General features: G+C 60.9%; 22 protein-coding genes and 1 riboswitch. Of the genes, 14 read left to right on the top strand and 8 right to left on the bottom strand.

Annotated elements, in window-relative coordinates; all coding sequences use genetic code 11:
* Positions 1-83: 83 nt before the first annotated feature.
* The 5 genes from IPK09_06140 to IPK09_06120 are packed head-to-tail and all read right to left on the bottom strand — an operon-like array spanning position 84 to position 4,641.
* Entirely contained in the window at positions 84-1,025 is a 942-nt protein-coding gene (locus IPK09_06140; protein ID MBK7983196.1) for a sulfotransferase, read from the bottom strand.
* A 39-nt stretch (positions 1,026-1,064) separates the two neighbouring features.
* Positions 1,065-1,769: a precorrin-2 C(20)-methyltransferase gene (cobI, locus tag IPK09_06135; GenBank protein ID MBK7983195.1), complete on the bottom strand. Its 705-nt coding sequence runs from the start codon at positions 1,767-1,769 to the stop codon at positions 1,065-1,067.
* Positions 1,766-3,016 carry a precorrin-6y C5,15-methyltransferase (decarboxylating) subunit CbiE gene (cbiE, locus tag IPK09_06130; GenBank protein MBK7983194.1) on the bottom strand — a complete coding sequence of 417 codons (1,251 nt, stop codon included), beginning with the start codon at positions 3,014-3,016 and terminating at the stop codon, positions 1,766-1,768. The genes cobI and cbiE overlap by 4 nt, the downstream gene beginning before the upstream one ends.
* Complete coding sequence (locus tag IPK09_06125; protein ID MBK7983193.1) at positions 3,016-3,663, bottom strand: precorrin-8X methylmutase; 648 nt, start codon at positions 3,661-3,663, stop codon at positions 3,016-3,018. Before IPK09_06125 ends, cbiE begins: the two co-directional genes overlap by 1 nt.
* Before the next feature lie 21 nt (positions 3,664-3,684).
* Positions 3,685-4,641, bottom strand: a complete 957-nt coding sequence (locus IPK09_06120) for a sirohydrochlorin chelatase (protein MBK7983192.1) — start codon at positions 4,639-4,641, stop codon at positions 3,685-3,687.
* Between the two features lie 152 nt (positions 4,642-4,793).
* Here IPK09_06120 and IPK09_06115 point away from each other — a divergent pair, with 152 nt between their 5' ends.
* From IPK09_06115 to IPK09_06075, 9 genes are all read left to right on the top strand, one after another.
* Positions 4,794-5,552, top strand: coding sequence for a DeoR/GlpR family transcriptional regulator (locus IPK09_06115; protein ID MBK7983191.1), 759 nt, complete (start codon positions 4,794-4,796; stop codon positions 5,550-5,552).
* 136 nt (positions 5,553-5,688) lie between these two features.
* Positions 5,689-7,200 (top strand): glycerol kinase GlpK, encoded by a 1,512-nt coding sequence (glpK, locus tag IPK09_06110; protein ID MBK7983190.1) that lies wholly within the window; start codon positions 5,689-5,691, stop codon positions 7,198-7,200.
* A gap of 70 nt (positions 7,201-7,270) precedes the next feature.
* Positions 7,271-8,926 (top strand): FAD-dependent oxidoreductase, encoded by a 1,656-nt coding sequence (locus IPK09_06105; GenBank protein MBK7983189.1) that lies wholly within the window; start codon positions 7,271-7,273, stop codon positions 8,924-8,926.
* Positions 8,927-8,956: 30 nt separating this feature from the next.
* Entirely contained in the window at positions 8,957-10,054 is a 1,098-nt protein-coding gene (locus tag IPK09_06100) for an ABC transporter ATP-binding protein (protein ID MBK7983188.1), read from the top strand.
* 1 nt (position 10,055) lies between these two features.
* Positions 10,056-11,183: an ABC transporter ATP-binding protein gene (locus IPK09_06095; GenBank protein MBK7983187.1), complete on the top strand. Its 1,128-nt coding sequence runs from the start codon at positions 10,056-10,058 to the stop codon at positions 11,181-11,183.
* Positions 11,180-12,064 (top strand): sugar ABC transporter permease, encoded by an 885-nt coding sequence (locus IPK09_06090; protein ID MBK7983186.1) that lies wholly within the window; start codon positions 11,180-11,182, stop codon positions 12,062-12,064. Before IPK09_06095 ends, IPK09_06090 begins: the two co-directional genes overlap by 4 nt.
* Positions 12,057-12,869 carry a carbohydrate ABC transporter permease gene (locus tag IPK09_06085; protein MBK7983185.1) on the top strand — a complete coding sequence of 271 codons (813 nt, stop codon included), beginning with the start codon at positions 12,057-12,059 and terminating at the stop codon, positions 12,867-12,869. Before IPK09_06090 ends, IPK09_06085 begins: the two co-directional genes overlap by 8 nt.
* Complete coding sequence (locus IPK09_06080; protein ID MBK7983184.1) at positions 12,869-13,177, top strand: DUF2160 domain-containing protein; 309 nt, start codon at positions 12,869-12,871, stop codon at positions 13,175-13,177. Before IPK09_06085 ends, IPK09_06080 begins: the two co-directional genes overlap by 1 nt.
* 94 nt (positions 13,178-13,271) lie before the next feature.
* Positions 13,272-15,002: a carbohydrate ABC transporter substrate-binding protein gene (locus IPK09_06075; protein MBK7983183.1), complete on the top strand. Its 1,731-nt coding sequence runs from the start codon at positions 13,272-13,274 to the stop codon at positions 15,000-15,002.
* 113 nt (positions 15,003-15,115) lie between these two features.
* Here IPK09_06075 and aqpZ read toward each other — a convergent pair whose 3' ends face one another.
* A complete protein-coding gene (aqpZ, locus tag IPK09_06070) occupies positions 15,116-15,841 on the bottom strand; it encodes an aquaporin Z (protein MBK7983182.1) in 726 nt (241 codons plus the stop codon).
* A gap of 235 nt (positions 15,842-16,076) precedes the next feature.
* Between aqpZ and IPK09_06065 the strand changes: the two genes are divergently transcribed.
* The gene (locus IPK09_06065) at positions 16,077-18,488 is read left to right on the top strand and encodes a hypothetical protein (protein MBK7983181.1); all 2,412 of its coding nucleotides are present in this window, start codon (positions 16,077-16,079) and stop codon (positions 18,486-18,488) included.
* 189 nt (positions 18,489-18,677) lie between these two features.
* Here IPK09_06065 and IPK09_06060 read toward each other — a convergent pair whose 3' ends face one another.
* Together IPK09_06060 and IPK09_06055 are read right to left on the bottom strand one after the other, a co-directional pair.
* The gene (locus tag IPK09_06060) at positions 18,678-20,780 is read right to left on the bottom strand and encodes a response regulator (protein MBK7983180.1); all 2,103 of its coding nucleotides are present in this window, start codon (positions 20,778-20,780) and stop codon (positions 18,678-18,680) included.
* A 68-nt stretch (positions 20,781-20,848) separates the two neighbouring features.
* A complete protein-coding gene (locus IPK09_06055; protein ID MBK7983179.1) occupies positions 20,849-21,217 on the bottom strand; it encodes a response regulator in 369 nt (122 codons plus the stop codon).
* Between the two features lie 253 nt (positions 21,218-21,470).
* Positions 21,471-21,691, top strand: a riboswitch (cobalamin riboswitch).
* Positions 21,692-21,819: 128 nt separating this feature from the next.
* Between IPK09_06055 and IPK09_06050 the strand changes: the two genes are divergently transcribed.
* Genes IPK09_06050 through IPK09_06035 form a run of 4 tightly spaced genes read left to right on the top strand, consistent with a single transcriptional unit; the run spans position 21,820 to position 24,425 of the window.
* A complete protein-coding gene (locus tag IPK09_06050) occupies positions 21,820-22,506 on the top strand; it encodes an energy-coupling factor ABC transporter permease (protein MBK7983178.1) in 687 nt (228 codons plus the stop codon).
* Complete coding sequence (locus IPK09_06045) at positions 22,503-22,808, top strand: energy-coupling factor ABC transporter substrate-binding protein (GenBank protein MBK7983177.1); 306 nt, start codon at positions 22,503-22,505, stop codon at positions 22,806-22,808. The genes IPK09_06050 and IPK09_06045 overlap by 4 nt, the downstream gene beginning before the upstream one ends.
* A complete protein-coding gene (gene cbiQ / locus IPK09_06040; protein MBK7983176.1) occupies positions 22,795-23,547 on the top strand; it encodes a cobalt ECF transporter T component CbiQ in 753 nt (250 codons plus the stop codon). The genes IPK09_06045 and cbiQ overlap by 14 nt, the downstream gene beginning before the upstream one ends.
* Complete coding sequence (locus tag IPK09_06035; protein ID MBK7983175.1) at positions 23,544-24,425, top strand: ATP-binding cassette domain-containing protein; 882 nt, start codon at positions 23,544-23,546, stop codon at positions 24,423-24,425. The genes cbiQ and IPK09_06035 overlap by 4 nt, the downstream gene beginning before the upstream one ends.
* The last annotated feature ends 20 nt before the right edge of the window (positions 24,426-24,445 follow it).

Raw genomic sequence — 24,445 nt, 5'->3', positions numbered from 1 at the left:
GCAATTGAAATCTGTAGCGGGTGCGGCCGAATTTCGAAAGAGTCAACTTCTGCTGGATCAGCGAGAGTTAGCCGTGGGCTTTGCTAACGGTAGGAGAACTCGTTCAAGCCATTTTTTTGTAATTTTTTGCACAACGCAATCTCGCTGCTGGTCAATTCTTGTTGCCAGGCAACATTGCTATTTTTTTTAAAGGACCAATCAAAGCCCAAGCGCATCTTATTACCTAAGATATGATGATCGTACTGTTGTCTTTTGAACATATTTTCATCAAATTCGACCGCTAGAAAATCACAAATTCTGTTTAGTTCCAACACCGGATTTTCGCATAAATCTTCATAACGAACAGTTAAGAGCAGAATGCCGGGATTGGCTGATTGAAGGCGTGCGATTTCATTGAGATACTTTTGCCATTTACGCGCAATAAATTCGCGGCTTTCCGGCGTGGTGGGGTTGGCTTTTCGATACGAGTGAAAATAGGCCCTGCCATCGCGAATTAAGTGAATGATCTTGATCTTAGGATCGATGATACTCAGAAACAATTCGCAACGCTGAATCGATTTTGTGTTATCGATATAGGTACTTACATCATAGTATTGGCAAGCTTTTTCGATAAATTCCACATGTAGCTTTAGAAATAAATCTCGTTGTGCTTTTAAGGAAGGAATTGTCTCCACAAGGGCTTTTCGTAAGGAGTAAGGCACAGTTAAGGTCGATACAAGTTTATTGAGAAATTTATTGGTGGAGTAAGTTGGAAAAATCGAAAAATTTTTGTATTCGTTGCTCAAGTTATCATCTAAGAAAAACTGCTCCGCGCAGTGTCTGTAAAAGTTGCATTTCTTGATGTTTTGGCCACACGAACAAGTATAGGAATCGCTTTCGCTGTATATGAAAGGAAAAGTCTCGCCATTACAGACTAAACTCTTATGATTATTAAGAAAAAATGCTAGTAGAGTTGCGCCAGAATAATAGTTTGCCAGAAAAAACACGATTTCGTTTTTTTGAAGATCGGGTGTTTTTTGCATCATGGACGCCTTGCTTGAGGGTTCCAAGAAAAACCGGTTTTTTTAGCTTAGAGCGCTGTTTCGAATGACCAAAAATAGCGCAAAGTATGGCCCCGGTGTGGCGGGAATATCCTCGAAGCGGTCGATGACGCGCTCCGCCGGTCGGCTGGCCTGTTCGATATAAAACGTATCCCCGGCTCGGCCGGTTTCCCGCAACAGTTCCAGCAAGCGCGGCCGATGTCGCCCTGGCTTGAGAATGGCCACGCTGTCGCTGTTGAGCAAAGTCTGCCTTAACACCTCGTCGCCGGCGGTGGCGGGAACCACGGTCAGCCGCCGTTCGCCGGTGATCAGCGGCGTCGCGGTGGCGGCGCCGGCGGCGCTGACCGAGTTGATGCCGGGAATCACCACGCAGGGAAAACGCTCGCCCAAGCGTTGCAATAAATAACTGAAACTGCCGTAAAACAGCGGATCGCCTTCGCACAAGATCGCCACGTCCTGGCCCGCGGTCAGTTCTTCCGCGATGACTGCGGCGGCTTCGTCGTAACCTTCGTTCACGGGGCCGCGATCCAGCATACAGGGCATGGTAATCGGGATTTCCCGCTTGCCGGCCAACCATTGAGCCGCGATGTCGCGGGCCTGGGCGCTACCTTGCGGGGTGGCGGGATAGGCGACCACCGGGACATTTTGCAAAATCCGCACGGCTTTGAGCGTCAGCAATTCCGGGTCGCCGGGGCCGACGCCGACGCCGTAGAGCGTGCCTGTCGTCATCGTGGCTTCTCCAACTTCAGTAGTAGCACCGGCAAATAGGGGCGCATGATCCGTTGTCCGGCCAATTTTTCCGCGCGAGCGACGCTCAATTCTGTCCACTCGGCCGCGCGGTCGCCGACAAAGGCGTGCAAATCGACCCGGCTATCCTCAGTGACGGCGCTGGCCACCAAGCGGCCGCCCGGCCGCAACCGCGCCCAGACCGCTTCCAGCATTTCGCCCAGGCCGCCGCTGCTGCCGCCGATAAATACGGCGTGTGGGTCGGGCAAGTCGGTAAATGCGTCCGGCGCGCGACCGGCGATGACGTGCAAGTTGCTGATGACGCCAAAACGCTCGCGGTTGATTCCCAAATGTTCCAGCCGTTCGGCGTGAACCTCAATGGCGTACACCTCGCCTTGGGAGTTCCAGCGCGCCCATTCCACCGAGACGCCGCCGCAGCCCGCGCCGATATCCCAGCCGATTTCCCCGGCGCGCGGAGCCAACAGCGAGAGGATGGTCAACCGCACCTCGCGCTTGCTCAACAAACCCTTGCCGGGTTCCGCGCCGGTGCTGAACCGCTCGTCGGGGATGCCGGGAAATTCCGGCAACAGCCCGCCCGGCCCGCGCGTTTCCAGCAAAACGACATTCAGCGGCGAGAACGCCAAGGTCGCATCAGCCAGTTCGGTGACTTGAAAGGCGCGAAATTGCTCTTGATCACTGCCTAAATCCTCCGCCACCCAAACGCTGGATTCACCAAAGCCGGTTTCGACCAGAATCCGGGCGATGGCGGCAGGCGCGCTGTCGCGGTCGGTGAGCAGGGCATACAACCGATGGCCTTGCAAGGCGGCGCGCAAGCTGGCGAGCGGCCGGCCGTGCAGGCTGACCCACTGCGCCTGTTGCCACGGTCGTCCCAGCCGGGCGAAGGCGGCTTGAATGCTGGAGACGTTCGGATGAAACACCAACTGTTCGGCTGAAAATTGGCGGAGCAGGGTGCTGCCGATGCCGAAAAACAGCGGATCACCGGAAGCGAGCATCGCGATCCGTCGCCCGGCGTTGGCGCGCAGCAGGTCTGGCAAGCCACTCATCGGGCTGGGATAGGGGCGTTTTTCGGCGCTCAAATTTTCTGGCGTTGCGGCCAGATGGGCGGTCGAGCCGATAATCAGTTCCGCCTGTTCCAACGCCGTCCGCGCGGCTTGGCCCAGCGCGCCAGCCTCCATGCCCATGCCGATAACCTGAATCGGCGGGCCACGCCAGTCAAATTCGGCCGCCATCAAAACCGGATTCCGTGGGTTATCCGCGCCAAGGCATTGACGGTGGCGGCGGCCAAGGCGCTGCCGCCGCGCCGGCCCAACAAGACGATGCACGGAATTTGAAATTCGCTCGGCCCGGTCTCCCACAACGCCTGTTTCGACTCGGCGGCGTTGATGAAGCCGACCGGCATCCCGACGATCAACGCCGGACGAGGCGCGCCGGCATCCAGCAAATCCAGCAGCCGAAACAGGGCGGTCGGGGCGTTGCCGATAGCGACGATGGAACCGGCCAACCGCGTCGGCCATTCCGCCATCGCCGCCATCGAGCGCGTTTCGCCGGTTTGGCGGGCGCGTTCGGCGACTTCCGGCGCGTTCAGAAAGCAATGCACCTGACCGGTTAAGTAACGCTTGCTGATGCCGCGACCGACCATTTCAATGTCGCACAGCACATCCGCGCCTTGGGTCAACGCGGTGAGGCCGGCGGACACCGCGTCGGGGCTGAACTGCAAATCTTGCAAGATATCGGGATCACCGGAGGTATGCACCAAGCGCATCGCCACCTGCTGTTGGTCGGGATCAAAGCGCGACAGATCCGTCAACTGACGGATTTGGACAAACGACTGGCGTTCGATTTCATCGGGGTCGCTCAAGTAATCGAATCGGGGCATGACGGCTCCGGCGCGCGGCGGTCAGCCGTGCGGGGTGGAATGATGGGGATGATGGTGCGGATGGGGGCAGTGATGGGCGCAGTCGGGATCGCGATCGTGACCGACTTCGTGAAGGTGGCCCGTTTGCGGCGCGCCTTGCCAGCTTTCCCGCCCGACGATGGGGGTGCGATACGGGCAAAACTGACAATTCATGCGCGCCTCGCCCGCCTCAGCCTCGGTCAACCGCTCCAAGAAGGTTTTGACCAGCAACGGATGGGTGTTCAGATATGGCGCGACCGCCGCTTCAACATCGGGATGCGCGGCTTGATGGGCGGCCACGGCCGCGCGCACCTGATCCACCAACCGGCCGGTGAACAGCAGATAGGGAAACACCACCACGCGCTGGAAGCCGAGGCGATGGGTCCGCTCCAGCGCGTCCGCCATCAGCGGCGCGGCCACGGCGGTATAGGCGGTTTCCGCCCAGCCAAAGCCCATGCCCTCCCACAGCATCCGGGTGATCTTGCTGATGTTGGAATTGGCGTCGGGGTCGGAACTGCCGCGTCCGATCACCACCAGCAAGGTATCCCGCCGTTGGTAATCCGGGCCAAACCCGGCCTCGGCGCTTTCGATGCGTTCGCGCGCGATTTGTAACAGGTTGGGATGAATCCCCAAATCCGCGCCGAAGGTGATGGCGATTTCCGAATGCTCGCTCTGAAAGTCGTTGAGCAAGGCGGGAATGTCGTTCTTGACGTGGCCGGCGGCCATCAGCAACGCCGGCAAGGCGATGATTCGCCGATGACCTTGCCGGCGCAAGCTTTCCAGCGCTTCGGTTAAGTCCGGCGCGACCAGTTCCAGAAAACCGGCCAGACAAACGCGGTCGGGCAACGCCTGTTGCAATTGATCAGCCAGCGTCCGGAATTCGGCGACGCCGGCGGCGATGCGGGTGCCGTGGCCGATCAACAGCACGGCGGGAGGCGGAGAAAGCGGCTGAGAAATCATGTGAATCAGTGAAAGCGCGGGCGGTGGGTTAAGATGATTGTACAGAGCGCGGTGGCGGTTGTTGAGTCTTTCTCACGGTACAGGTTGGGTTGCAAGATCCGTCGCGATGCGCGTTGCTTGTGGTTTGGCTTGATTAGAAGAATTTTTAAATCATGAATTTAAATCAAAGACAACAGGAAATCTTGCAGCGGGCGCGACAAGCCGGTTCGGTGGCCATCGAACCGCTGGCGGCTCATTTCAGCGTCACGCCGCAAACCATCCGCCGCGATATCAACCTTCTGTGCGAATCCGGTTTGTTGCGCCGCTTCCACGGTGGGGCCGGTCTGCCCTCCAGCGTGGAGAATATCGCGTATCCGACCCGGCAGGTATTACATCACGACGAAAAGCGCCGGATCGGTCGGTTGGTGGCCCAGCATATTCCCGATCAATCCTCCTTGCTCATCAACATCGGCACCACCACCGAGGAAGTCGCCAAGGCGTTGGTGGATCATGCCGACATGAGGGTGATCACCAATAACCTCAATGTGGCGATGCTGCTGTCAGACAACCCCAGCTTCGAGGTGATCGTCGCGGGCGGGGTGGTGCGCCGCCGGGATCGAGGAGTGATCGGCGAAGCGACCATCGACTTCATCAAGCAGTTCAAGGTCGATTTCGGGATCATCGGCATTTCCGGGATCGACCTGGACGGCACGCTGCTGGATTTCGACTACCGCGAGGTGCGGGTGTCCCAGGCGATCATCGCCAATTCTCGCCAGGTGTTGCTGGTCACCGATCACAGCAAATTCGGCCGCAACGCCATGGTCCGGCTCGGCTCCATCGCCGAGATGGATATGCTGTTCACCGATCAGCCACCGCCGGAGGCCATGATGGAGCTGCTGGCGCAGGCCGAGGTGCAGGTGTTCGTCGCCTGAAGCTCCAATTTTCGTTTTTGTTCGAATCTAAAAAATTTTTTCATTATTTTCGTTTTTAATAGGTTTTTTGTCATTATAATCCATAATGGGTTTCTTTTGAAAATCATCCTCAACAGATCGCGGTAGAGGCGAACTCATGAGCGCGGGATACGTGCTGGCTATCGACCAGGGCACCACCGGTTCCACCGTGCTAATTTTCGATCATGACGGCCAGATCAAGGGCCGGGCTTACTCCGAATTCACCCAGCACTATCCCAAGCCCGGCTGGGTGGAACACGACGCCGAGGAAATCTGGCGGGTGACGGTTAACGTGATTGCTGAGGCGTTGCGATCCGCTGAGATTCAGGCCAGCGAATTACGCGCTATTGGCATCACCAACCAGCGGGAAACGGTGGTGCTGTGGGATCGCCACACCAGTAAGCCGGTCGCTAACGCCATCGTTTGGCAAGACCGGCGCACCGCGCGGTTTTGCGACGAACTCAAGGCGGAAGGGCTGGAAGAAACCGTGCGCCGCAAGACCGGCTTGGTGATCGACCCGTACTTTTCCGGCACCAAGGTCAAGTGGCTGCTGGACAACGTGGCCGGTTTGCGCGCCCGCGCCGGGCGCGGCGAAATCGCCTTCGGCACCATCGATTCTTGGTTAGTGTGGCGGTTGACCGGCGGCAAGGCGCACGTCACCGATTATTCCAACGCCTCCCGCACCTTGCTCTACAACATTCAAGACTTACGGTGGGATGAGGAGATGCTAGAGCGGCTCGACATCCCCAAATCCATCTTGCCGGAGGTCCGGCCATCGGCGCAGGTGTACGGTGAAACCGACCCGGAGATGTTCTTCGGCGCGCGGCCGATTCCGGTGGCGGGCATCGCCGGCGACCAGCAAGCCGCCTTGTTCGGCCAAGCCTGCCACAGTCCAGGTCTGGCCAAGAACACCTACGGCACCGGTTCCTTCGTGCTGATGAACACCGGTCAAAAAATGGTGCTGAGTGAGGAAAAGTTGCTGACCACCATCGCCTGGGGCATCGGCGACGAGCCGGTCGAATACGCGCTGGAAGGGGCGATCTTCATCACCGGCGCGGCGGTGCAGTGGCTGCGCGACGGCCTGAAGATGATCCAATCGGCGGCGGGCATCGAGGCATTGGCCCGTTCCGTCCCCCACAACGAAGGCGTCTATTTCGTGCCCGCGCTAGTGGGGTTGGGCGCGCCGCACTGGGATCCCTACGCGCGCGGCCTGCTGATCGGCCTCACCCGTGGTAGCACTCAGGGCCATATCGCCCGCGCGGTGCTGGAGAGCATCGCCTATCAAACCCGCGATGTGATCGAGGCGATGCAGCGGGATTCCGGCATCACCTTGAAGGAGTTGCGCTGCGACGGCGGCGCGGCGGTCAACAGCCTGTTGATGCAGTTTCAGGCCGACATCCTCGGCGTGCCGGTGGACGTGCCCCGCATCGTTGAAACCACGGCGCTGGGCGCGGCGTATTTGGCGGGTTTAGCGACCGGCTTTTGGGAAAGTCGAGCGGAATTGGCGAAGAAATGGCAACTCGATCACCGTTATACGCCGCACATTATGGAGGCCGAGCGCGAAAAATTATTCCGGCGCTGGCGCAAGGCGGTCGAGCGCGCCAAGGGTTGGGCGCTGGACGACGACTGATGCGCGCTCGGTTAAATCGCAGTACGAGGCTCGCCCCAGTCGTCTATGCCGTTGCCGGACGGCGACCCGCATGAAGCTGCGCGACAACAATCTCCGCAAGCTGGAGCAAGGCGTTTACGACGCGCTGATCGTCGGCGGCGGCATCAACGGCGCGGTGTCGGCCGCCGCGCTGGCCGGCAAGGGCGCGCGGGTGGCGTTGATCGACCAGCGCGATTTCGCCGGCTTCACCAGCCAGCAGTCGTCGAATCTGGCTTGGGGCGGGATCAAATATTTGGAGAGCGGCGACTACGGCTTGGTCAGGAAGCTGTGTCTGAGCCGCAACCATTTGATCGACAGTTATCCCTCTCGGGTCAAGGAAATCCGCTTTCTCGCCACCATCGATCAAGGGTTTCGCTGGTCGCCGTTGTTCCTCTGGGCGGGGACTTGGGTCTATTGGCTGTTCGGCAACGGCTTCACCCGCGTTCCGCGCCTGCTGTCCAAACGGGCGATCCAGCGCGAGGAAACGGTCGTTGAAACTCGTGACACCGCCGGCGGGTTCGAGTATTCCGACGCCTATCTGTGCGATAACGACTCGCGCTTCGTGTTTCAGTTCGTCCGTTCGGCGATGGATCGGGGCTGCATCGCCGCCAACTACGTCGATTCGCTCGGCGCGCGGCGCGCGGGCGAACTTTGGCTCACGCGGGCGCGGGATGTCAGCGATGGCCGCGTCTTCGAAATTCGCTCCAAGGTGCTCATCAACGCCGCCGGGCCATTTGTGGACGAACTCAATCACCTGAGCGGCGAGCGCACCGAACACCGTCATCTGTTTTCCAAGGGCATCCATTTGATCGTGCCCCGAATCACCCCCAACACGCGGATTCTGACTTTCTTCGCCGACGATGGCCGGCTGTTTTTCGCCATTCCGATGGGGCCGCGCACTTGTATCGGCACCACCGACACCCGCGTCGACAGCCCCTTTACCGAGGTGACCGAGGACGACCGCCAGTTCGTGCTGGACAACATCAACAAGCGGCTGCGCCTGCCGCAACCCTTGACCCGCGCCGACATCATCGCCGAACGCTGCGGGGTGCGGCCGCTGGTGGTGAAAACCCAAGGTGAAAATCAGAGCCGCGACTGGTTGCAGTTGTCCCGCAAGCACGAAATCGATGTCGACCGCGCGCGCGCGCGCCTCAGCATCTTCGGCGGCAAGCTGACCGATTGCGTCAACGTCGGCAACGAAGTCGCCGACATCGTGGCGAGTTTGGGCGTCGCGCTGCCGCACCGCCGCTATCGATGGTACGGCGAGCCGCATCCGTCGGTGCGCGAGGAATATTGGCATCAGGCGCAATTGATGAATTTGGACAGCTACACTTTCCCCGGCGCGATGGAAAGCCTCACCAGTCGTTTGTGGCGGCGCTACGGCGATAAGGCGCTGCGGCTGTTGGAGGACATCCGCGAAGACCCCCGCCAGGCCGAGGTGTTGATTCAAGGCACCGAATACCGCCGCTGCGAAATCGGCTTGGCCGAACGCCAGGAAATGATCGTCAAGCTGGAAGATTTTTTGCGCCGCCGCTCCAAGATCGCCTTGGTGGTGCGGCGCGAGGATATCCGGCGAGCGCCCGGTTTGATGGAAGCCTGCCAAATGCTGTTCGGCGATCAAGCTCAAACAAAATTCGATGAATATTTTCAAGAACCGTCGTTGATGGATCGGCGGCATCTGGCTCAACAGGCCCTCAACCATGCATGAATCGAATCACCCAGCCAAAAAAGGTCCGCCATGCAGTTGACGCTTGAAGGCGTCGCCAAGCGCGTCGGCGCGGCCACGCATCTCTATCCGCTGGATATGGCGTTGCAACCGCGCGCGGTCACCGTGCTGCTGGGTGCGACCCAGGCCGGTAAGACCACCTTGATGCGCTTGATGGCGGGGTTAGACGCCCCCAGCCAGGGCCGGGTGCGGGTGGATGATCGCGACGTGACCGGCTTGCCGGTGCGCGAGCGCAACGTGGCGATGGTTTACCAGCAGTTCATCAATTATCCATCGCTGCGGGTGTCCGACAACATCGCCTCGCCGCTCAAGCTGCGCGGCGATCTCGACCGCGCCGCCATCGACCGGCGAGTGCGGGAACTGGCCGCCAAACTGCACATTGAGCCGTTTCTCGACCGCCTGCCCGCCGAACTGTCCGGCGGCCAGCAACAGCGGGTGGCCTTGGCCCGCGCCCTGGCCAAGCAAGCGCCGCTGATGCTGCTGGACGAGCCACTGGTCAACCTCGATTACAAGTTGCGCGAGGAATTGCGCGAGGAGTTGTCGGCGCTGTTCGCCGGCGGCGATTCGACCGTGGTCTACGCCACCACCGAACCGACCGAGGCGCTGCTGCTGGGCGGTCATACGGCGGTGCTGGACGCCGGCGAGCTGTTGCAATACGGCCCGACCGCCGAGGTGTTCCGCCGGCCGCAATCGATCCGGGTGGCGCGGGCCTTCAGCGATCCGCCGGTCAATCTACTGGCCGGCCAACTCGCGCCGTCCGGCATCCAGTTGTCCGATAAGACGGTGTTACCGCTGCCGCCCGCTGTCGCGCCGACGCTGGCCGAGGACGCCGCGAGCGTGACGGTCGGAATCCGCGCCAGCGCGCTGCGGGTGCGCGCCCGCCCCGGCGATGTGGCGCTGGCCGGCCGGGTGGAACTGGCCGAGATTTCCGGTTCCGACACCTTCGTCCACGTCGCCGCGCCGGTCGGGCCGCTGGTCGCCCAACTGACCGGCGTGCACAGCTTCGAACTCGGCGCGGCCATCGATTTGTATATCGATCCCGCTCAGGTGTACGTGTTCGATGCGGGCGGCGCGCTGCGGGTCGCGCCGGCAGGGTTGGAAAGGCGCTGACATGGCTCGCATCGATCTCGATTTGGCCCATTCCTATCTGCCCGATCCCAGGCAAGACAGCGACTACGCGCTGCTGCCGCTACAGATGAGCTTCGCCGACGGCGGGGCCTACGCGCTGCTGGGGCCGTCAGGCTGCGGCAAGACCACGCTGCTCAACATCATTTCCGGGTTGGTGCGGCCCTCGCGCGGCGCGGTGCGCTTCGACGGCGCGGACGTGACCGAGCACAGCCCCCAGCAGCGCAACATCGCCCAGGTGTTCCAGTTCCCGGTGGTCTACGACACCATGACGGTGGCCGACAATCTGGCCTTTCCGCTGCGCAATCGCGGCGTGCCCGCCGACCGGATCAAGGCTCGGGTCGGCCGGATCGCCGAGATGCTGGAATTGAGCGGCCAACTCAACCAGCGCGCCGCCAACCTCGCCGCCGACGCCAAGCAGAAGATTTCGCTGGGGCGCGGCTTGGTGCGCGAGGATGTCAGCGCGGTCTTGTTCGACGAGCCGCTGACGGTGATCGACCCGCATCTGAAATGGCAACTGCGCCGCAAGCTCAAGCAAATCCATCACGAGTTGAAACTGACCCTGATCTACGTCACCCACGATCAGGTCGAGGCGCTGACCTTCGCCGATCAGGTGGTGGTGATGACGCGCGGGCGGGCGGTGCAGATCGGCACGGCCGCCGAATTGTTCGAGCGACCGCGCCACAGGTTCGTCGGCCATTTCATCGGCTCGCCGGGGATGAACTTTCTGCCGGCGCGCTGGTGGGATGGGGTGATCGAAGTGGCGGGTCACACCCTACAGGTCGCACCGCCGCTCGCCGAACCGTTGAGCGCGGCCGGCGAATTCACGCTCGGCGTGCGGCCGGAATACGTGAGTTTGGCGGACGCCAGCGTGATGGGCGCGCTGGCGGCCGAGGTCGTTCAAGTGCAAGACATCGGCACCTATCAATTGCTGACCGCCCGCGTCGATGGATCGCTGTTGCGGGCGCGGTTGAGCGCGGAACGCGGCGCGATTCCACAATCCGGCGAGATCGTCTGGCTGGCCGTGCTGGGGCCGCACACCTGCTTCTACGGCCGCGACCACCAATTGATCGCCGCCGGGTCGGAGCCGGTGGCGACGGGAGCGAGCGGATGAAACCGATCAATCAAAAAGCGTGGTGGTTGGTGCTGCCGGTGGTGATCTGCGTCGCCTTTTCGGCGGTGCTGCCGCTGATGACCGTGGTCAACTACTCGGTGCAGGACATCATCTCGCCCGACCGGCGGGTGTTCGTCGGCACCGAATGGTTCGCGGCGGTGATGCGCGACGAGGAGTTGCACGCCGCGCTGTGGCGGCAGTTGACCTTTTCGCTGGCGGTGCTGGCGGTGGAAATCCCGCTCGGCATCGCGCTGGCGCTGTCGATGCCGGCGCGCGGCTGGCAAGCGTCGCTGGTGTTGGTGCTGGTGGCGCTGTCGCTGCTGATTCCGTGGAACGTGGTCGGCACCATCTGGCAGATTTACGGCCGCGCTGACATCGGTCTGCTGGGGGCGGCGCTGGCCTGGCTCGGCGTCGATTACAGCTACACCGGCGACGCCACCCACGCCTGGATCACAGTGCTGGCGATGGATGTCTGGCACTGGACGCCGCTGGTGGCGCTGCTGTGCTACGCCGGGCTGCGCAGCATTCCCGACGCTTACTATCAGGCCGCCCGCATCGACGGGGCCAGCCGCCTGGCGGTGTTTCGCTACATCCAATTGCCCAAGCTGCGCGGGGTGCTGATGATCGCGGTGCTGCTGCGGTTCATGGACAGCTTCATGATTTACACCGAACCGTTCGTGCTGACCGGCGGTGGGCCGGGCAACGCCACCACCTTCCTGTCGCAATACCTGACCCAGAAAGCGGTCGGCCAGTTCGACTTGGGGCCGGCTGCGGCGTTTTCGCTGATTTATTTTCTGATCATCTTGCTGCTGTGTTTCATCCTCTACAACTGGATGCAGCGGGTCGGCACGGCAGAGCGGGAGGGCGCGGGCCATGAATGAGCGGCGGTTTCAATGGCGGACGCTGTTTCTGATCGTTTATCTGATCTTCGCGCTGCTGCCGATCTACTGGATGGTCAACATGAGCTTCAAGACCAACCAAGAGATTCTGGCCAGCTTCACCCTGCTGCCGCAACAGTTCACCCTGGCCAATTACGCCACCATCTTCACCGACGCCTCTTGGTATTCGGGCTACATCAACAGCTTGATCTATGTCGCCATCAATATGGCGATTGCGATCGCGGTGGCGCTGCCGGCCGCCTACGCCTTCTCGCGCTATTCCTTCATCGGCGACAAGCATGTGTTTTTCTGGCTGTTGACCAACCGGATGACGCCGCCCGCGGTGTTCCTGCTGCCGTTTTTCCAGCTTTACACCACGCTGGGATTGATGGATACCCACATCGCGGTGGCGCTGGCGCATCTGGTGTTCAACGTGCCGCTGGCGGTGTGGATTCTGGAAGGCTTTATGAGCGGGGTGCCGCGTGAGATCGACGAAACTGCCTACATCGACGGTTATTCCTTCCCGCGCTTTTTTCTGACGATTTTTCTGCCGCTGATTAAATCCGGGGTCGGGGTCGCCGCTTTTTTCTGCTTTATGTTCAGTTGGGTGGAGCTATTGCTGGCGCGAACCCTGACCAGCGTGGACGCCAAGCCCATCGTTTCGGTGATGACCCGCACCGTGTCCGCGTCTGGGATGGATTGGGCGGTGTTGGCGGCGGCGGGTACGCTCACCATTTTGCCGGGTGCGGTGGTGATTTGGTTCGTGCGCCACTACATTGCCAAGGGCTTTGCGATGGGGAGGGTGTGATGTTCGCCTGGATGGTGTGGACCACGCCGGTTGCGGTATTTTTCTGCTGCATCGCCTTGATGCTGGTTGGGATGACAGTGTGGGAAATCAAAGCGCCGACCGTCGCGCGCAAGGGGTTTCTACCGATTGCGACCACTCGCGGCGACCGCTTGTTCATCGGCCTGTTGACGGCGGCTTACATCAACCTCGGTTTTATCGGACTGGCGGGCAAATTGGCCGAATGGCTGTCGTTGGAGCAGGAGCCGAGCATTTGGATCAGCTTTGTGATTTCGATGGCCGTGCTGGCGTTGATCTTGCGGCGCGGTTAGAGCATTGGGAATCCGGCCTGGCGCTTCCCCGAGGCCGTGGCGACCCGCGTGACCCGTGGGGAAGCGGATAACAGCAACGATGAGGAGAAGCACGATGAAGATGCGTTATACCGTATTGGCCTTGGCCGTCGCTGGCGCGTTGGCCGGGCCAGCTCAGGCCGGCGAAGCCGAAGCCAAAAAGTGGATCGACAGCGAATTTCAGCCGTCCACCTTGAGCAAGGACCAGCAACTGGCCGAGATGCAGTGGTTCATCGACGCGGCTAAGAAGCTACAAGCCAAGGGCGTGAAGGAAATCGCGGTGGTGTCCGAAACCATCACCACCCATGAATATGAAAGCAAAACCCTCGCTAAAGCCTTCAGCGAAATTACCGGCATCACGGTCAAGCACGATCTGATCCAAGAAGGCGATGTGGTCGAGAAGCTGCAAACCTCGATGCAGTCGGGTAAGTCGATCTATGACGGCTGGATTTCGGATTCCGATCTGATCGGCACCCATTACCGCTACGGCAAAATCATGAATCTGAGCGATTACATGGCGGGCGAGGGCAAGGACTACACCAATCCCGGTCTGGATCTGAAGGATTTCATCGGCACCAGCTTCACCACCGCGCCGGACGGCAAACTTTATCAGTTGCCCGACCAACAGTTCGCCAATCTGTACTGGTTCCGCGCCGACTGGTTCGCCCGCAAGGACTTGCAGGACAAATTCAAGGCCAAATACGGCTACGATCTCGGCGTGCCGCTCAACTGGTCGGCCTATGAGGACATCGCCCAATTCTTCAGCGAGGACGTGAAGGAGATCGACGGCAAGAAAGTCTACGGCCACATGGATTACGGCAAGAAAGACCCGTCGCTGGGCTGGCGCTTCACCGACGCCTGGCTGTCGATGGCCGGTACCGCCGACAAGGGCATCCCCAACGGCTTCCCGGTCGATGAATGGGGCATCCGGGTGGCGGACGACCGCTGCGCGCCGGTCGGCGCGTCGGTCGCGCGCGGCGGCGCGGCCAACTCGCCGGCGGCGGTGTACGCCCTGACCAAATACGTCGATTGGATGAAGAAATACGCGCCGAAGGAAGCCACCGGCATGACCTTCGGCGAAGCAGGACCCGTACCGGCGCAAGGCCAGATCGCCCAGCAGATTTTCTGGTACACCGCTTTCACCGCCGACATGACCAAGGCGGGACTTTCGGTGGTCAACGCCGACGGCACCCCGAAATGGCGGATGGCCCCTGGCCCGAACGGCCCGTACTGGAAGGACGGGATGCAAAACGGCTATCAGGACGTCGGCTCGTGGACCTTCTTCAGCGGCCAGGACCCCAACCGCACCGCCGCCGCTTGGCTCTACGCCCAATTCGTGACCTCCAAGACCGCCTCGCTGAAAAAGACCTTGGTCGGCCTGACGCCGATTCGCGAATCGGACATTCAGTCGCAAGCCATGACCGATCTCGCGCCCAAGCTCGGCGGTCTGGTGGAGTTCTACCGCAGCCCGGCCCGCGTCGCTTGGACGCCGACCGGCACCAACGTCCCCGACTATCCGAAGCTGGCGCAGCTCTGGTGGAAGAACGTGGCGCAGGCGGTGACCGGCGAGAAAACCCCGCAAGCCGCGATGGACAATCTGGCGGATGAGATGGATCAGGTGATGGCGCGGCTGGAGCGCGCCGGCATGGCCCGCTGCGCGCCCAAGCTCAATCCCAAGGGCGATCCGGCCAAATGGCTGAGCGATACCGGCGCGCCGTGGAAGAAATTGGCCAACGAAAAACCGCAAGGCCAAACCATCGCCTATGAAACCCTGCTGGCGGCTTGGAAGGCGGGCAAAGCGCGTTGACGGAATGGAAGACGGACGGTTCTAGGCAGAACCGTCCGCTTGGCGGGGTTTTGGCCGAATCGAAAACAAAAAGGCCCGCCGGGGCGAGCCTTTCGGTTGCGCGGGATTGACGCTCAATCGTCGTTGGGCGCCATCCAGCGATAGACGAAGCCGGCCAGCGCCGCGCCGACGATCGGCGCGACCCAGAACAGCCAAAGCTGCTGCAAGGCCCAGCCGCCGACGAAAATCGCTTGACTGGTGCTGCGGGCCGGATTGACCGAAGTGTTGGTCACCGGAATGCTGATCAAGTGGATCAGGGTCAAGCCCAGACCGATGGCGATGGGGGCAAATCCGCCGGGCGCGTTCTTATGGGTGGAACCGAGAATGATGATCAGGAACATGAAGGTCATCACGATTTCGCAGATCAGCGCGGCGTTCATGCCGTATTTGCCCGGCGAATGATCGTCGAAGCCGTTGGCCGCGAAGCCGCTGGCGACGAGATCGAAACCCGGCTTGCCGGTGGCGATCATGTAAAGGATGGCCGCGCCGGCGATGCCGCCCAACACTTGCGCGATGATGTAAGGCACCAGGTCGGCGGTCGAGAACCGGCCGCCCGCCCACAGACCCACGGAGACGGCCGGATTCAGATGACAACCGGAAATGTGGCCGATGGCGTAAGCCATGGTCAGCACGGTCAAACCAAAGGCCAGCGATACGCCGACCAAGGCGATGCCGATATTGAAAGTGCTAGGGCCTACGTTGGCGACAAACACGGCGGCGAGCACGGCGCTGCCGCACCCTCCTAGCACCAGCCAAAGCGTGCCGATAAATTCGGCGGCAAGACGGTTTGTAAGCGGCATTGTTAAGCATCTCCCAAAGTTAAGCGGATGTTATTAAAGTCTACTTAGCCCGTACTACAGCAAGAAGACAGTTGAAGACTCTTTTGGCGAGTACTGTTAAAACGCTGAAGGACAGCCTACAGTTGCTGTCGGACGGAGCCACTAAAGCGCGGCCCGGCCGGGACGGAGGATAGCAGGCCAGGAGGCATAAACCCAATATGAGAGTGACAACAATACAAGTTAAAAGGTGTTTTTTATGGCGAATAATGTTGATGATGTATCAATTAGTAAGCATAAATGGCGATTTTTTCGCTCGGGCGGGTTCGATCAGGTTCGTTTGGAAAGCACGGCTGATTTAAAAGCATTGGAACAACTCGACCCCAAATTGTGGGCGAGCCTCAGCTGTCCGACCAGCGGTCTAGAATTTGACGACAGAACGCTCGCATTGATCGATAACGACGGGGATGGCCGCGTCCGCGTGCCGGAAGTCATCAAGGCGGTTAATTGGGCCACGTCGGTTCTCAAAAACCCGGATACGATGACCAAGAGCACTGCGGTTCTACCGCTGGATGCCATCGACGACAGTACCCCCGAAGGTTTGGAAGTGCTGACCTCGGCCAAACAGATCTTGGCCCATCTCGGCAAAGCGGAAGAGACGGCCATCACCGTCGAAGATACGGCGGACACGGCCAACATTTTTGCCAATATTCAATTCAACGCCGATGGTACCCTGACTCCCGATCTCGTCGAGGATGAAGCGCTCAGAGCGGTGATCGAAGACATTACCGCCAGCGTCAAGGCCAAGGAACAAGACGGCGAAACACTGGGTTTGTCCGAAGAGCATATCGATCAATTTTTCAAAGAGGCGCAGTCTTATTCCGACTGGTGGCAGGAAGCGGAACGGGATGCGTCCAACCTGCTGCCGTTCGCGGAGAAGACCGAGGCGGCAATGACCGCGTTTAACGCCGTCAAGGATAAGATCGACGATTATTTCACGCGCTGTCGGTTGGCGGCGTTCGATCCTCGGGCGGCCGAGCCGTTGAACCCCGCGCTGACCGAATATGAGTCTTTTGCGGGCAAGAACCTGTCGACCACCACCGAAGAAGTTGCCGCACTGCCTCTGGCAAAGATCGAAGCCGGTAAGCCGCTGTCGCTAGAGTCGGGCATCAACCCGGCCTGGACCGCCGCGATGGCGGATTTTCGAGCGAAGATCATACCTGCCGGCTATCAGGAAAAGACCAGCCTGAGCGCTCAGGAGTGGGAAGCCTTATGCGCCAAGTTCGCCGCCCATAAAACGTGGCTGAGCAACAAAAAAGGCGTGCCGGTCGAAGCGCTGGGGCTGACGCGAGTTCGCGCGCTGCTGGGCGGCGGTTACCAAGCAAAGCTAAAAGCACTGATCGAAAAATATAAAGGGCTGGCGGCCGAGATGGAGGCCGTGACCTCCGTGGACCGGCTGGTTCGCTACCATCAACACCTGTTCAGATTGCTGAATAATTTCGTTTCCTTCCGCGACTTCTATACGCCGGGCTACACCGCCATTTTCCAAGCCGGCACCCTGTATATCGACGGCCGCAGTTGCGAGTTGTGCTTGCGGATCGACGACATGGCCAAGCACGCCGAGATGGCCAATCTGAGCGGCATTTACCTCGCTTATTGCGAATGCCGGCGGCGGGGCGGCACCGAAACCATGACCATCGCCGCCGCCTTCACCAACGGCGACTCGGACAATTTGATGGTCGGCCGCAACGGCGTGTTCTTCGACCGGCGCGGTCGGGACTGGGACGCCACCATCATCAAGATCATCGAGCACCCGATCAGCGTCCGCCAAGCGTTCTGGTATCCCTACAAGCGCATCGGCAAGATGATCGGGGAGCAGATCGAGAAGATGGCGGCCGCGCGCGATAAGGCAGCGGCTGACAAGGCGGCGGCGGGCGTCACGGCGGCGGCGGAAAAAGCCGAAGCGGGCAAAGCGCCGGCCGCACCGTTCGACGTGGGCAAATTCGCTGGTATTTTCGCCGCCATCGGTCTGGCCGTCGGCGCGATCGGCACCGCGATCGCCTCGGTATTGACCGGATTCATGGGGTTGAAACTTTGGCAGATGCCGCTCGCAATTGTCGGCGTGATGCTGGCGATCTCCGGTCCGTCGATGATTATCGCTTACCTCAAGCTGCGCAAGCGCAATCTGGCCCCTCTACTCGATGGTAACGGCTGGGCGATCAATACCCGCGCCACGATCAACATTCCTTTTGGAACGTCGCTGACGCGCGTCGCCACCTTACCGCCTGGCGCTCAACGCTCGTTCGTGGACCCCTTCGCGGAAAAGAAGCAGCCTTGGAAGACTTATATCTTCCTGTTGCTGCTGCTCACTGGCGCCGCCTATCTTTGGCAAAAGGGCTATCTGAATGAATGGTGGAGCCAACTAGCCGCCAAGAGTAGTACCGTGTCAGCTCCGGCTCCCGCGGCCCCGGCAGCTCCTGCCCCGGCGGCGGCCCCAGCTCCGGCTCCCGCAGCTCCGGCGGCGGCTCCGGCGGCGGTTCCGGCGGCGGCTCCGGCTCCGGCTCCGGCGGCGGCTCCGGCGGCGGCTCCGGCGGCGGCTCCGGCGGCGGCTCCGGCGGCGGCTCCGGCGGCGGCGGCGGCTCCGGCTCCGGCTACCGCGCCGAAGAAGTAAATGATTGGATTGATGTAATCTGTTGCAAGGTTACGGTGGGCTGGTCCCGCCGTAACCCTCAGCGGACCGGCTGAAGGCGCTTGCTCTCAGACCAGAAATTTCAAGGAAAGCCATCGACCAGCCCGGCAGCGCCGCAGGCGCCTTCGCCAGCTTGGGATTCTGACCAAAGGGTTGACAATCAGCCTATCGTCAGCTCAGCAGCAGCCGAATTTTTTTCCCCAAATCAGCTTTACGGTAAGGCTTGAGCAATACATCCACGCCTTCAACCTGATGACCGTCACCAATCAGCGCGTGTTCGGTATAGCCGGAGGTATAAAGCACGCGTAACTTGGGGTAGCGGCGTTGCGCTTCGCTGGCCAGTTTGACGCCATCCATTTGACCCGGCATGATGATATCGGTGAACAACAAAACGATTTCGGAAGTCGTTGCCAGGACCTGCAATGCCGTTTCCGCATCGGCCGCCTGTAAGGGATCGTAGCCCAGTCCGCGCAAGGCGTTCACCGCGAACAACCGCACTTCGGCATCGTCTTCAACGACAAGAATGCTTTCACCTTGGCCGCGAAGGGATACATCGACCGTATGAGGTTCATGGAGGGCCTGCACTGAGCTTTCAATGGTGGGCAGATAAAGCCGAACTCGGGTGCCCTGATTGGGTTGGCTGTCGATGGTGATGTGCCCGCCGGATTGTTTGACGAGGCCATAAACCATGCTGAGGCCGAGGCCGCTGCCTTTGCCGGTTTCCTTGGTGGTGAAAAACGGCTCGAAGGCGCGTTCCAGAACCTGGGGCGTCATTCCCACGCCGGTGTCGCTGACCACTAACACGACATAAAGCCCAGCCTGCATGTCGGCTTGCTGCATCGCGTAGTCTTCCTCGATCAGGATGTTAGCGGTTTCCAGGGTGAGTTCGCCGCCGCTGGGCATGGCGTCGCGGGCATTGATGACCAAGTTGAGTAAAGCGTTCTCCAGTTGGTCGGGATCGACTAGTGTATTTAATAAATCTTTGGCTAATAAGGTATTAATTTGGATGTTGGCCCCGAGCGTGCGCCGCATCAGATCCAGCATTCCAAGCACCAGCTTGTTTAGGTCGGTCGGTTGCGCCAGCAACGGTTGATGGCGCGAAAAGGCCAGCAGCCGGCGAGTCAGATTGGTGCCTCGATCCACGGCCTTCAAGGCTTGTTGAGCGAATTCGTGCAGCCGGGGTTGCGCGGTTAGTTGCTCGTGCAACAACTCTAAATTGCCCATGATCACGGCGAGCAAATTATTGAAATCGTGAGCGATACCGCCGGTGAGTTGACCGATGGCCTGCATTTTCTGGGCTTGCCGCAGTTGGGCCTCGCCGGATTTGCGCTTGGTGATGTCGTGCGCCACCACGATCGCCGCCGCCTTGTTGTCGAACTTCACATCCAGCGGCGCGGTTCTGGACTCGAACCAGCGCAAGCCTGAAGCGGTTTGTAATTCGTATTCGGCGATTTGAATTTGCTGGGTTTCCAGGGCGCGCCGGATGATGTCGTAAAAAAAATCCGCCATTTCGGTCGAATAGACTTCATGCAGGAGTCGGTCACGGATGGGCGTGATGCCGATGGTGGCTTGCTTGGGTTCGGCGTCTGGTGTTTCGCGCCGGCGGCGTGAATCTGGCGCGGGCGGCGGGTTGACGGGTAAGTCGTGACTCGGGGCAATGGCGGTGGCGGCGCGATTCTGGCCCGCCGCCAGAATTTCGCGGTAGCGGCCGTCCTCATCGACCACGAAAACCAGATCGGGAATGGCCCGGGTCATGGCGCGCAGCCGTGCTTCGCTTTCCCGCAGCGCGACTTCGGTTTGATTGCGGACGCCAATTTGGTAAGTCAGGACCTGATTGAGCGTGGCCAAATCGGTCGTGCGTTCGGTCACTCGTTGTTCCAATAACGCATTGGCCTCACGCAATTTTTCCTGGGTGTGCTGCATGGAGGTCCGCAGCAGGTTGAACGAGCCAATGAGCTCGCCGAGTTCGTCGCCGCTGGCGATGGGGATATCCTCGTGCAAGCGTCCCGCCGCCAGCTGTTGGATCGCTTCGACCAGCGAGCCAACCGGTCGGGCCAGCGCGTCGACGCGCCGTTTGGAAATGAGATAAGTCGCTGACAGCAATGAGATAATTAAGACCGCCAGGCTCCAAACAACGAAGACTTTAGCGAGCAGATCATGCGTGGCGAGCACGGCGATGAGCAGCACGCCCAAACCGATCAAAACGAGGGACAGGGGCGAAACGAGGCGTTGACGGATCGGCGGCGGGTTTGGTCGAGCGGAATTTGCGGTCACAACACGTAGCGTTCCATTCCAGGGGTTCGGCTGAGGAATGCGGAGGCTGTGTGGTTGCAAGAGGCCCGTCAATTTCCGAGCGCGGCGCGCAGGTGGGTCAGCGTGACGGGTTTGACCATGATATTGACCCGACGCAATCCTTTGAATTCCGCCAGGGTTTTTGCATCCCGCGCGTAATCTGGATTGAAGCCGGTGGTGATGATCAAATCGGAGGTATAACCCTGTTGCAATAACCAGAGCAACAGCTCGTTGCCATCCAGGTCCGGAATAACCATGTCGAGAATGATCAGGGTCGGTTGGAAATCGGCATAGTTTTTTTGAAAATCCAGACCGTTGGTGGTCACCCGGACCTCGTAACCGAGATCTGAAGCCACCCGGCGAATGAACTCACCGAAATCTGGCTCATCATCGACTATCAGCAGGCGTTTATCACTCATCGAAGCAGGTCCGGTCGTTGGGTTATTGAATGGCCTTGAGAATAGCATTTTATGATGCAACGCATCACCAGCAAGATTAAGGAACTGATTTTATGGATGCTTTATTTTTTCGGTTGGGACGGTGGCGCGGAAACGATCTTCAGGGGCAAACCTTTCCAGTCAGTGTAGCATCGCGGGCCGGGGATGGGGCTGGCTTCAGAACGGGCGACGGCCCGCGCCCCAGTTGACGCTGTTGCCGGCCCGGCGTTAGCATCATGGTAAATCCGATATGGGTTCTCAAGGGCTTTCTTTCGCCCAAGGGGATCAAAAGGGAATCTGGTGCGACGGCCCCCGGCCGCCAATTCCAGAGCTGCCCCCGCAACTGTAAACAGCGAGTCGCGCCCCCCGCGCGCCACTGGCCGAAAAGGCTGGGAAGGCTGGGCGAGCGACGAGAACCTGTGAGCCAGGAGACCTGCCGATGTCGGAGACCAGCTTGATTCCGGGCGGGGTGCTCCGGGGTTGCAAACCGTTTCCAGCCAGCGCGTTTTCGTCGAGCCGTTGCTGGCGACCGCCTTCCCAGAACGACCTCCCCGATGTTGCGCCCGTTACCGGAGAGGTTTGCCATGCATATCGCCGAAGGGTTCCTGCCGCCGCTGCACGCCGCCGCCTGGACCGCGATCGCGCTGCCGTTCGTCGCTCTCAGCACCCACCGAGTCAACCGCCTGATGCGGGACCAGCCGCAAATCAAGTTGTTGCTGGCGGCGTCGGGTGCCTTTGCTTTCGTGCTGTCGGCGCTCAAGTTGCCCTCGGTGACCGGCAGTTGTTCGCACGCCACCGGCACTGGCTTGGGGGCGATTCTGTTCGGGCCGGCGGTCGTGGCGTTGCTGGGAACCATCGTGTTGGCGTTTCAGGCGTTGTTGCTGGCGCACGGTGGTTTGACCACGCTGGGAGCGAACGTGTTTTCGATGGCGGTGGCGGGTCCTTGGGTTGCTTACGGGGTGTTTCGCGTCGCGCGGTGGCTGAGTGTGCCGCTTGCCGCCAGCGTGTTTCTGGCCGCGCTGTCGGGTGATCTGACGACTTATCTGACCAGCGCCGGCCAACTGGCGCTGGCTTTTCCCGATCCGGCGAGCGGGTTGGCGGGATCGTTTCTCAAATTCGCCAGCGTGTTCGCGCCGACGCAATTGCCGCTGGCCGTGGTGGAAGGTGTGCTGACCGTGGCGGTGGTCAAGTTTCTGCGGGAATACAGCGGCGATGAATTGCAAAGCCTCAATTTTCCATCCGACGCCCTCGGCGCGGAGGCTCGCTCGTGAAAGCCCACGGCGCTTGGTGGCTGCTGTTGTTGGTGGTGATTTTGGCGGGTTCGGTTTGGATCGGCGGCCGTCGCCAAGGGGCTGAGTTTGCCGGCTCCGACAGTCAGGCGGTGGCTGTCGTCGCCGCGCTCCAGCCCGCTTATCGGCCCTGGTTCGATTCCGTTTGGAAGCCGCCGCCGGAGCTTGCCAGCGGCTTGTTCGCTTTGCAGGCGGCGCTGGGCGCGGGGGTGCTGGGTTATTACCTGGGCTTCAAACGCGGACAAGCGCGCGCTCGACGGGAGCGCGCCGATGCGGGCGATTGACCATCACGCCTGGACCAATCGCTGGCGCGACCGGCATCCGGCCGAAAAGCTGATTCCAGCCTTGGGGTTATTGGGGGTCGTGCTGGTTCTGCCTCCGTTGGCGGCAGCGCCGTTAGCGTTGGCGGTCGCGGTTGTTGCGACAGTGTTTGGAGCGGGTGTGCCGCTGCGGGCGCTTTTGGGAATAATGGCCGCGCCGGCGCTGTTTTTGCTGGCGGGCGCGCCGTTTCTGGCCGTGTCGCTGGAGTTCGCCGAAGGTATCGCGTTGCGCTGCTCCCCGGAAGGGGCGCGCCTCGCGCTCGCCGCGACGCTGCGGGCGCTGGCGGCGGTGAGTTGCCTGGCTTTTTTGACCTTGACCACGCCGGTGGTGGATTGGACGCCGCTGCTGCGGCGGATCAAGGTTCCGGCCGGTGTGATCGAGTTGATTCTGTTGGTGTATCGACTGATTTTTGTCTTCGCCGAACGGGCGTCGACCGGCCAGCGGGCGCAGGCGGCGCGGCTGGGTTATGCGCGCTTCGATCGCAGCTTGCGTTCCCTGGGGTTGCTGGCTGGCAATTTGTTCCAGCGCGGGTTGGAGCAGGCCCGGCGCATGGAAATCGGGTTGACCGCCAGGGGTTATACCGGCGAATTGCGGGTGCTGCGAGCCGCACAGCCGCTATCATGGGCGCGCTTGGCGCTCGGCCTGCTGGGCGTCGGTCTGGTTGGGATGGCAAGCGGGTTGCTGGCGCGCGCGCTGCCATGAGCGCTCTGCTGGCGGCGCGCGGGTTGGAGTACCGGTATCCGGGTGGAATCGCCGCCCTGCGAGCGCTCGACCTGACTGTCGAGCGGGGACGGAAATTGGTTATTTTGGGCGCCAACGGCTCCGGTAAGACCACCTTGCTGCTGCATCTCAATGGGACGTTTCGGCCCGCTCGGGGCGCCATCTGGCTGGACGGCCAGCCGGTTGCTTACGACCGCCGTTCGCTCGCGCGCTGGCGCTGCCGGGTCGGTTTGGTGTTGCAGGAGCCGGACGATCAGTTGTTCGCCGCGACCGTCGAGCAGGATATCTCCTTTGGACCGTTGAATCTGGGCCTGTCCGAGGCGGTGGTTCGCGAACGGGTGATCGAGGTGCTGGAGGCGTTGCGGATCGCTCCGCTGGCCCGCCGCGCCACGCATACCCTCAGTTTCGGTCAGAAGAAACGGGTTGCCATCGCCGGGGTGTTGGCCATGCGGCCGGAAATTCTGGTGCTGGACGAGCCGACCGCCGGGCTTGACGCGCAGGGTGTGACGCAGTTGTTGGGTGCTTTGCAAAAGCTACACGAGGCCGGTACGACTCTGGTGTTTTCGACGCACGATGTGGAACTGGCGTATGCCTGGGCGGACGATATCGCGTTGTTCCATGAAGGTGCGGTCAAAGTCCAGGGCGAGGCGACGGCGGTGCTGCGAGATCGCGAGGCGATGCGGCAATCCCGACTGCGGCCGCCCTTGCTGCTGGAAGTGGCGGAGCTGCTGGGCGCGGGCCAGCATGGGATGCCGGCGCCGCGCTCTCGTGAATCCGTATTGGCGCTGCTGCGGCGGCGGTTGGACGGGTCCGCTGCTCCCATTCCGGCGGCAACGTTCGAGCGTTCGCCTAACCCATGAGCAAAGCGACCGCGCGGCGC

The sequence above is a fragment of the Candidatus Competibacteraceae bacterium genome (assembly GCA_016713505.1).
GTDB lineage: Bacteria > Pseudomonadota > Gammaproteobacteria > Competibacterales > Competibacteraceae > Competibacter_A.
Note: the sequence above shows the minus strand (reverse complement) of the source record. Positions and strands in the feature narration are given on the sequence as shown.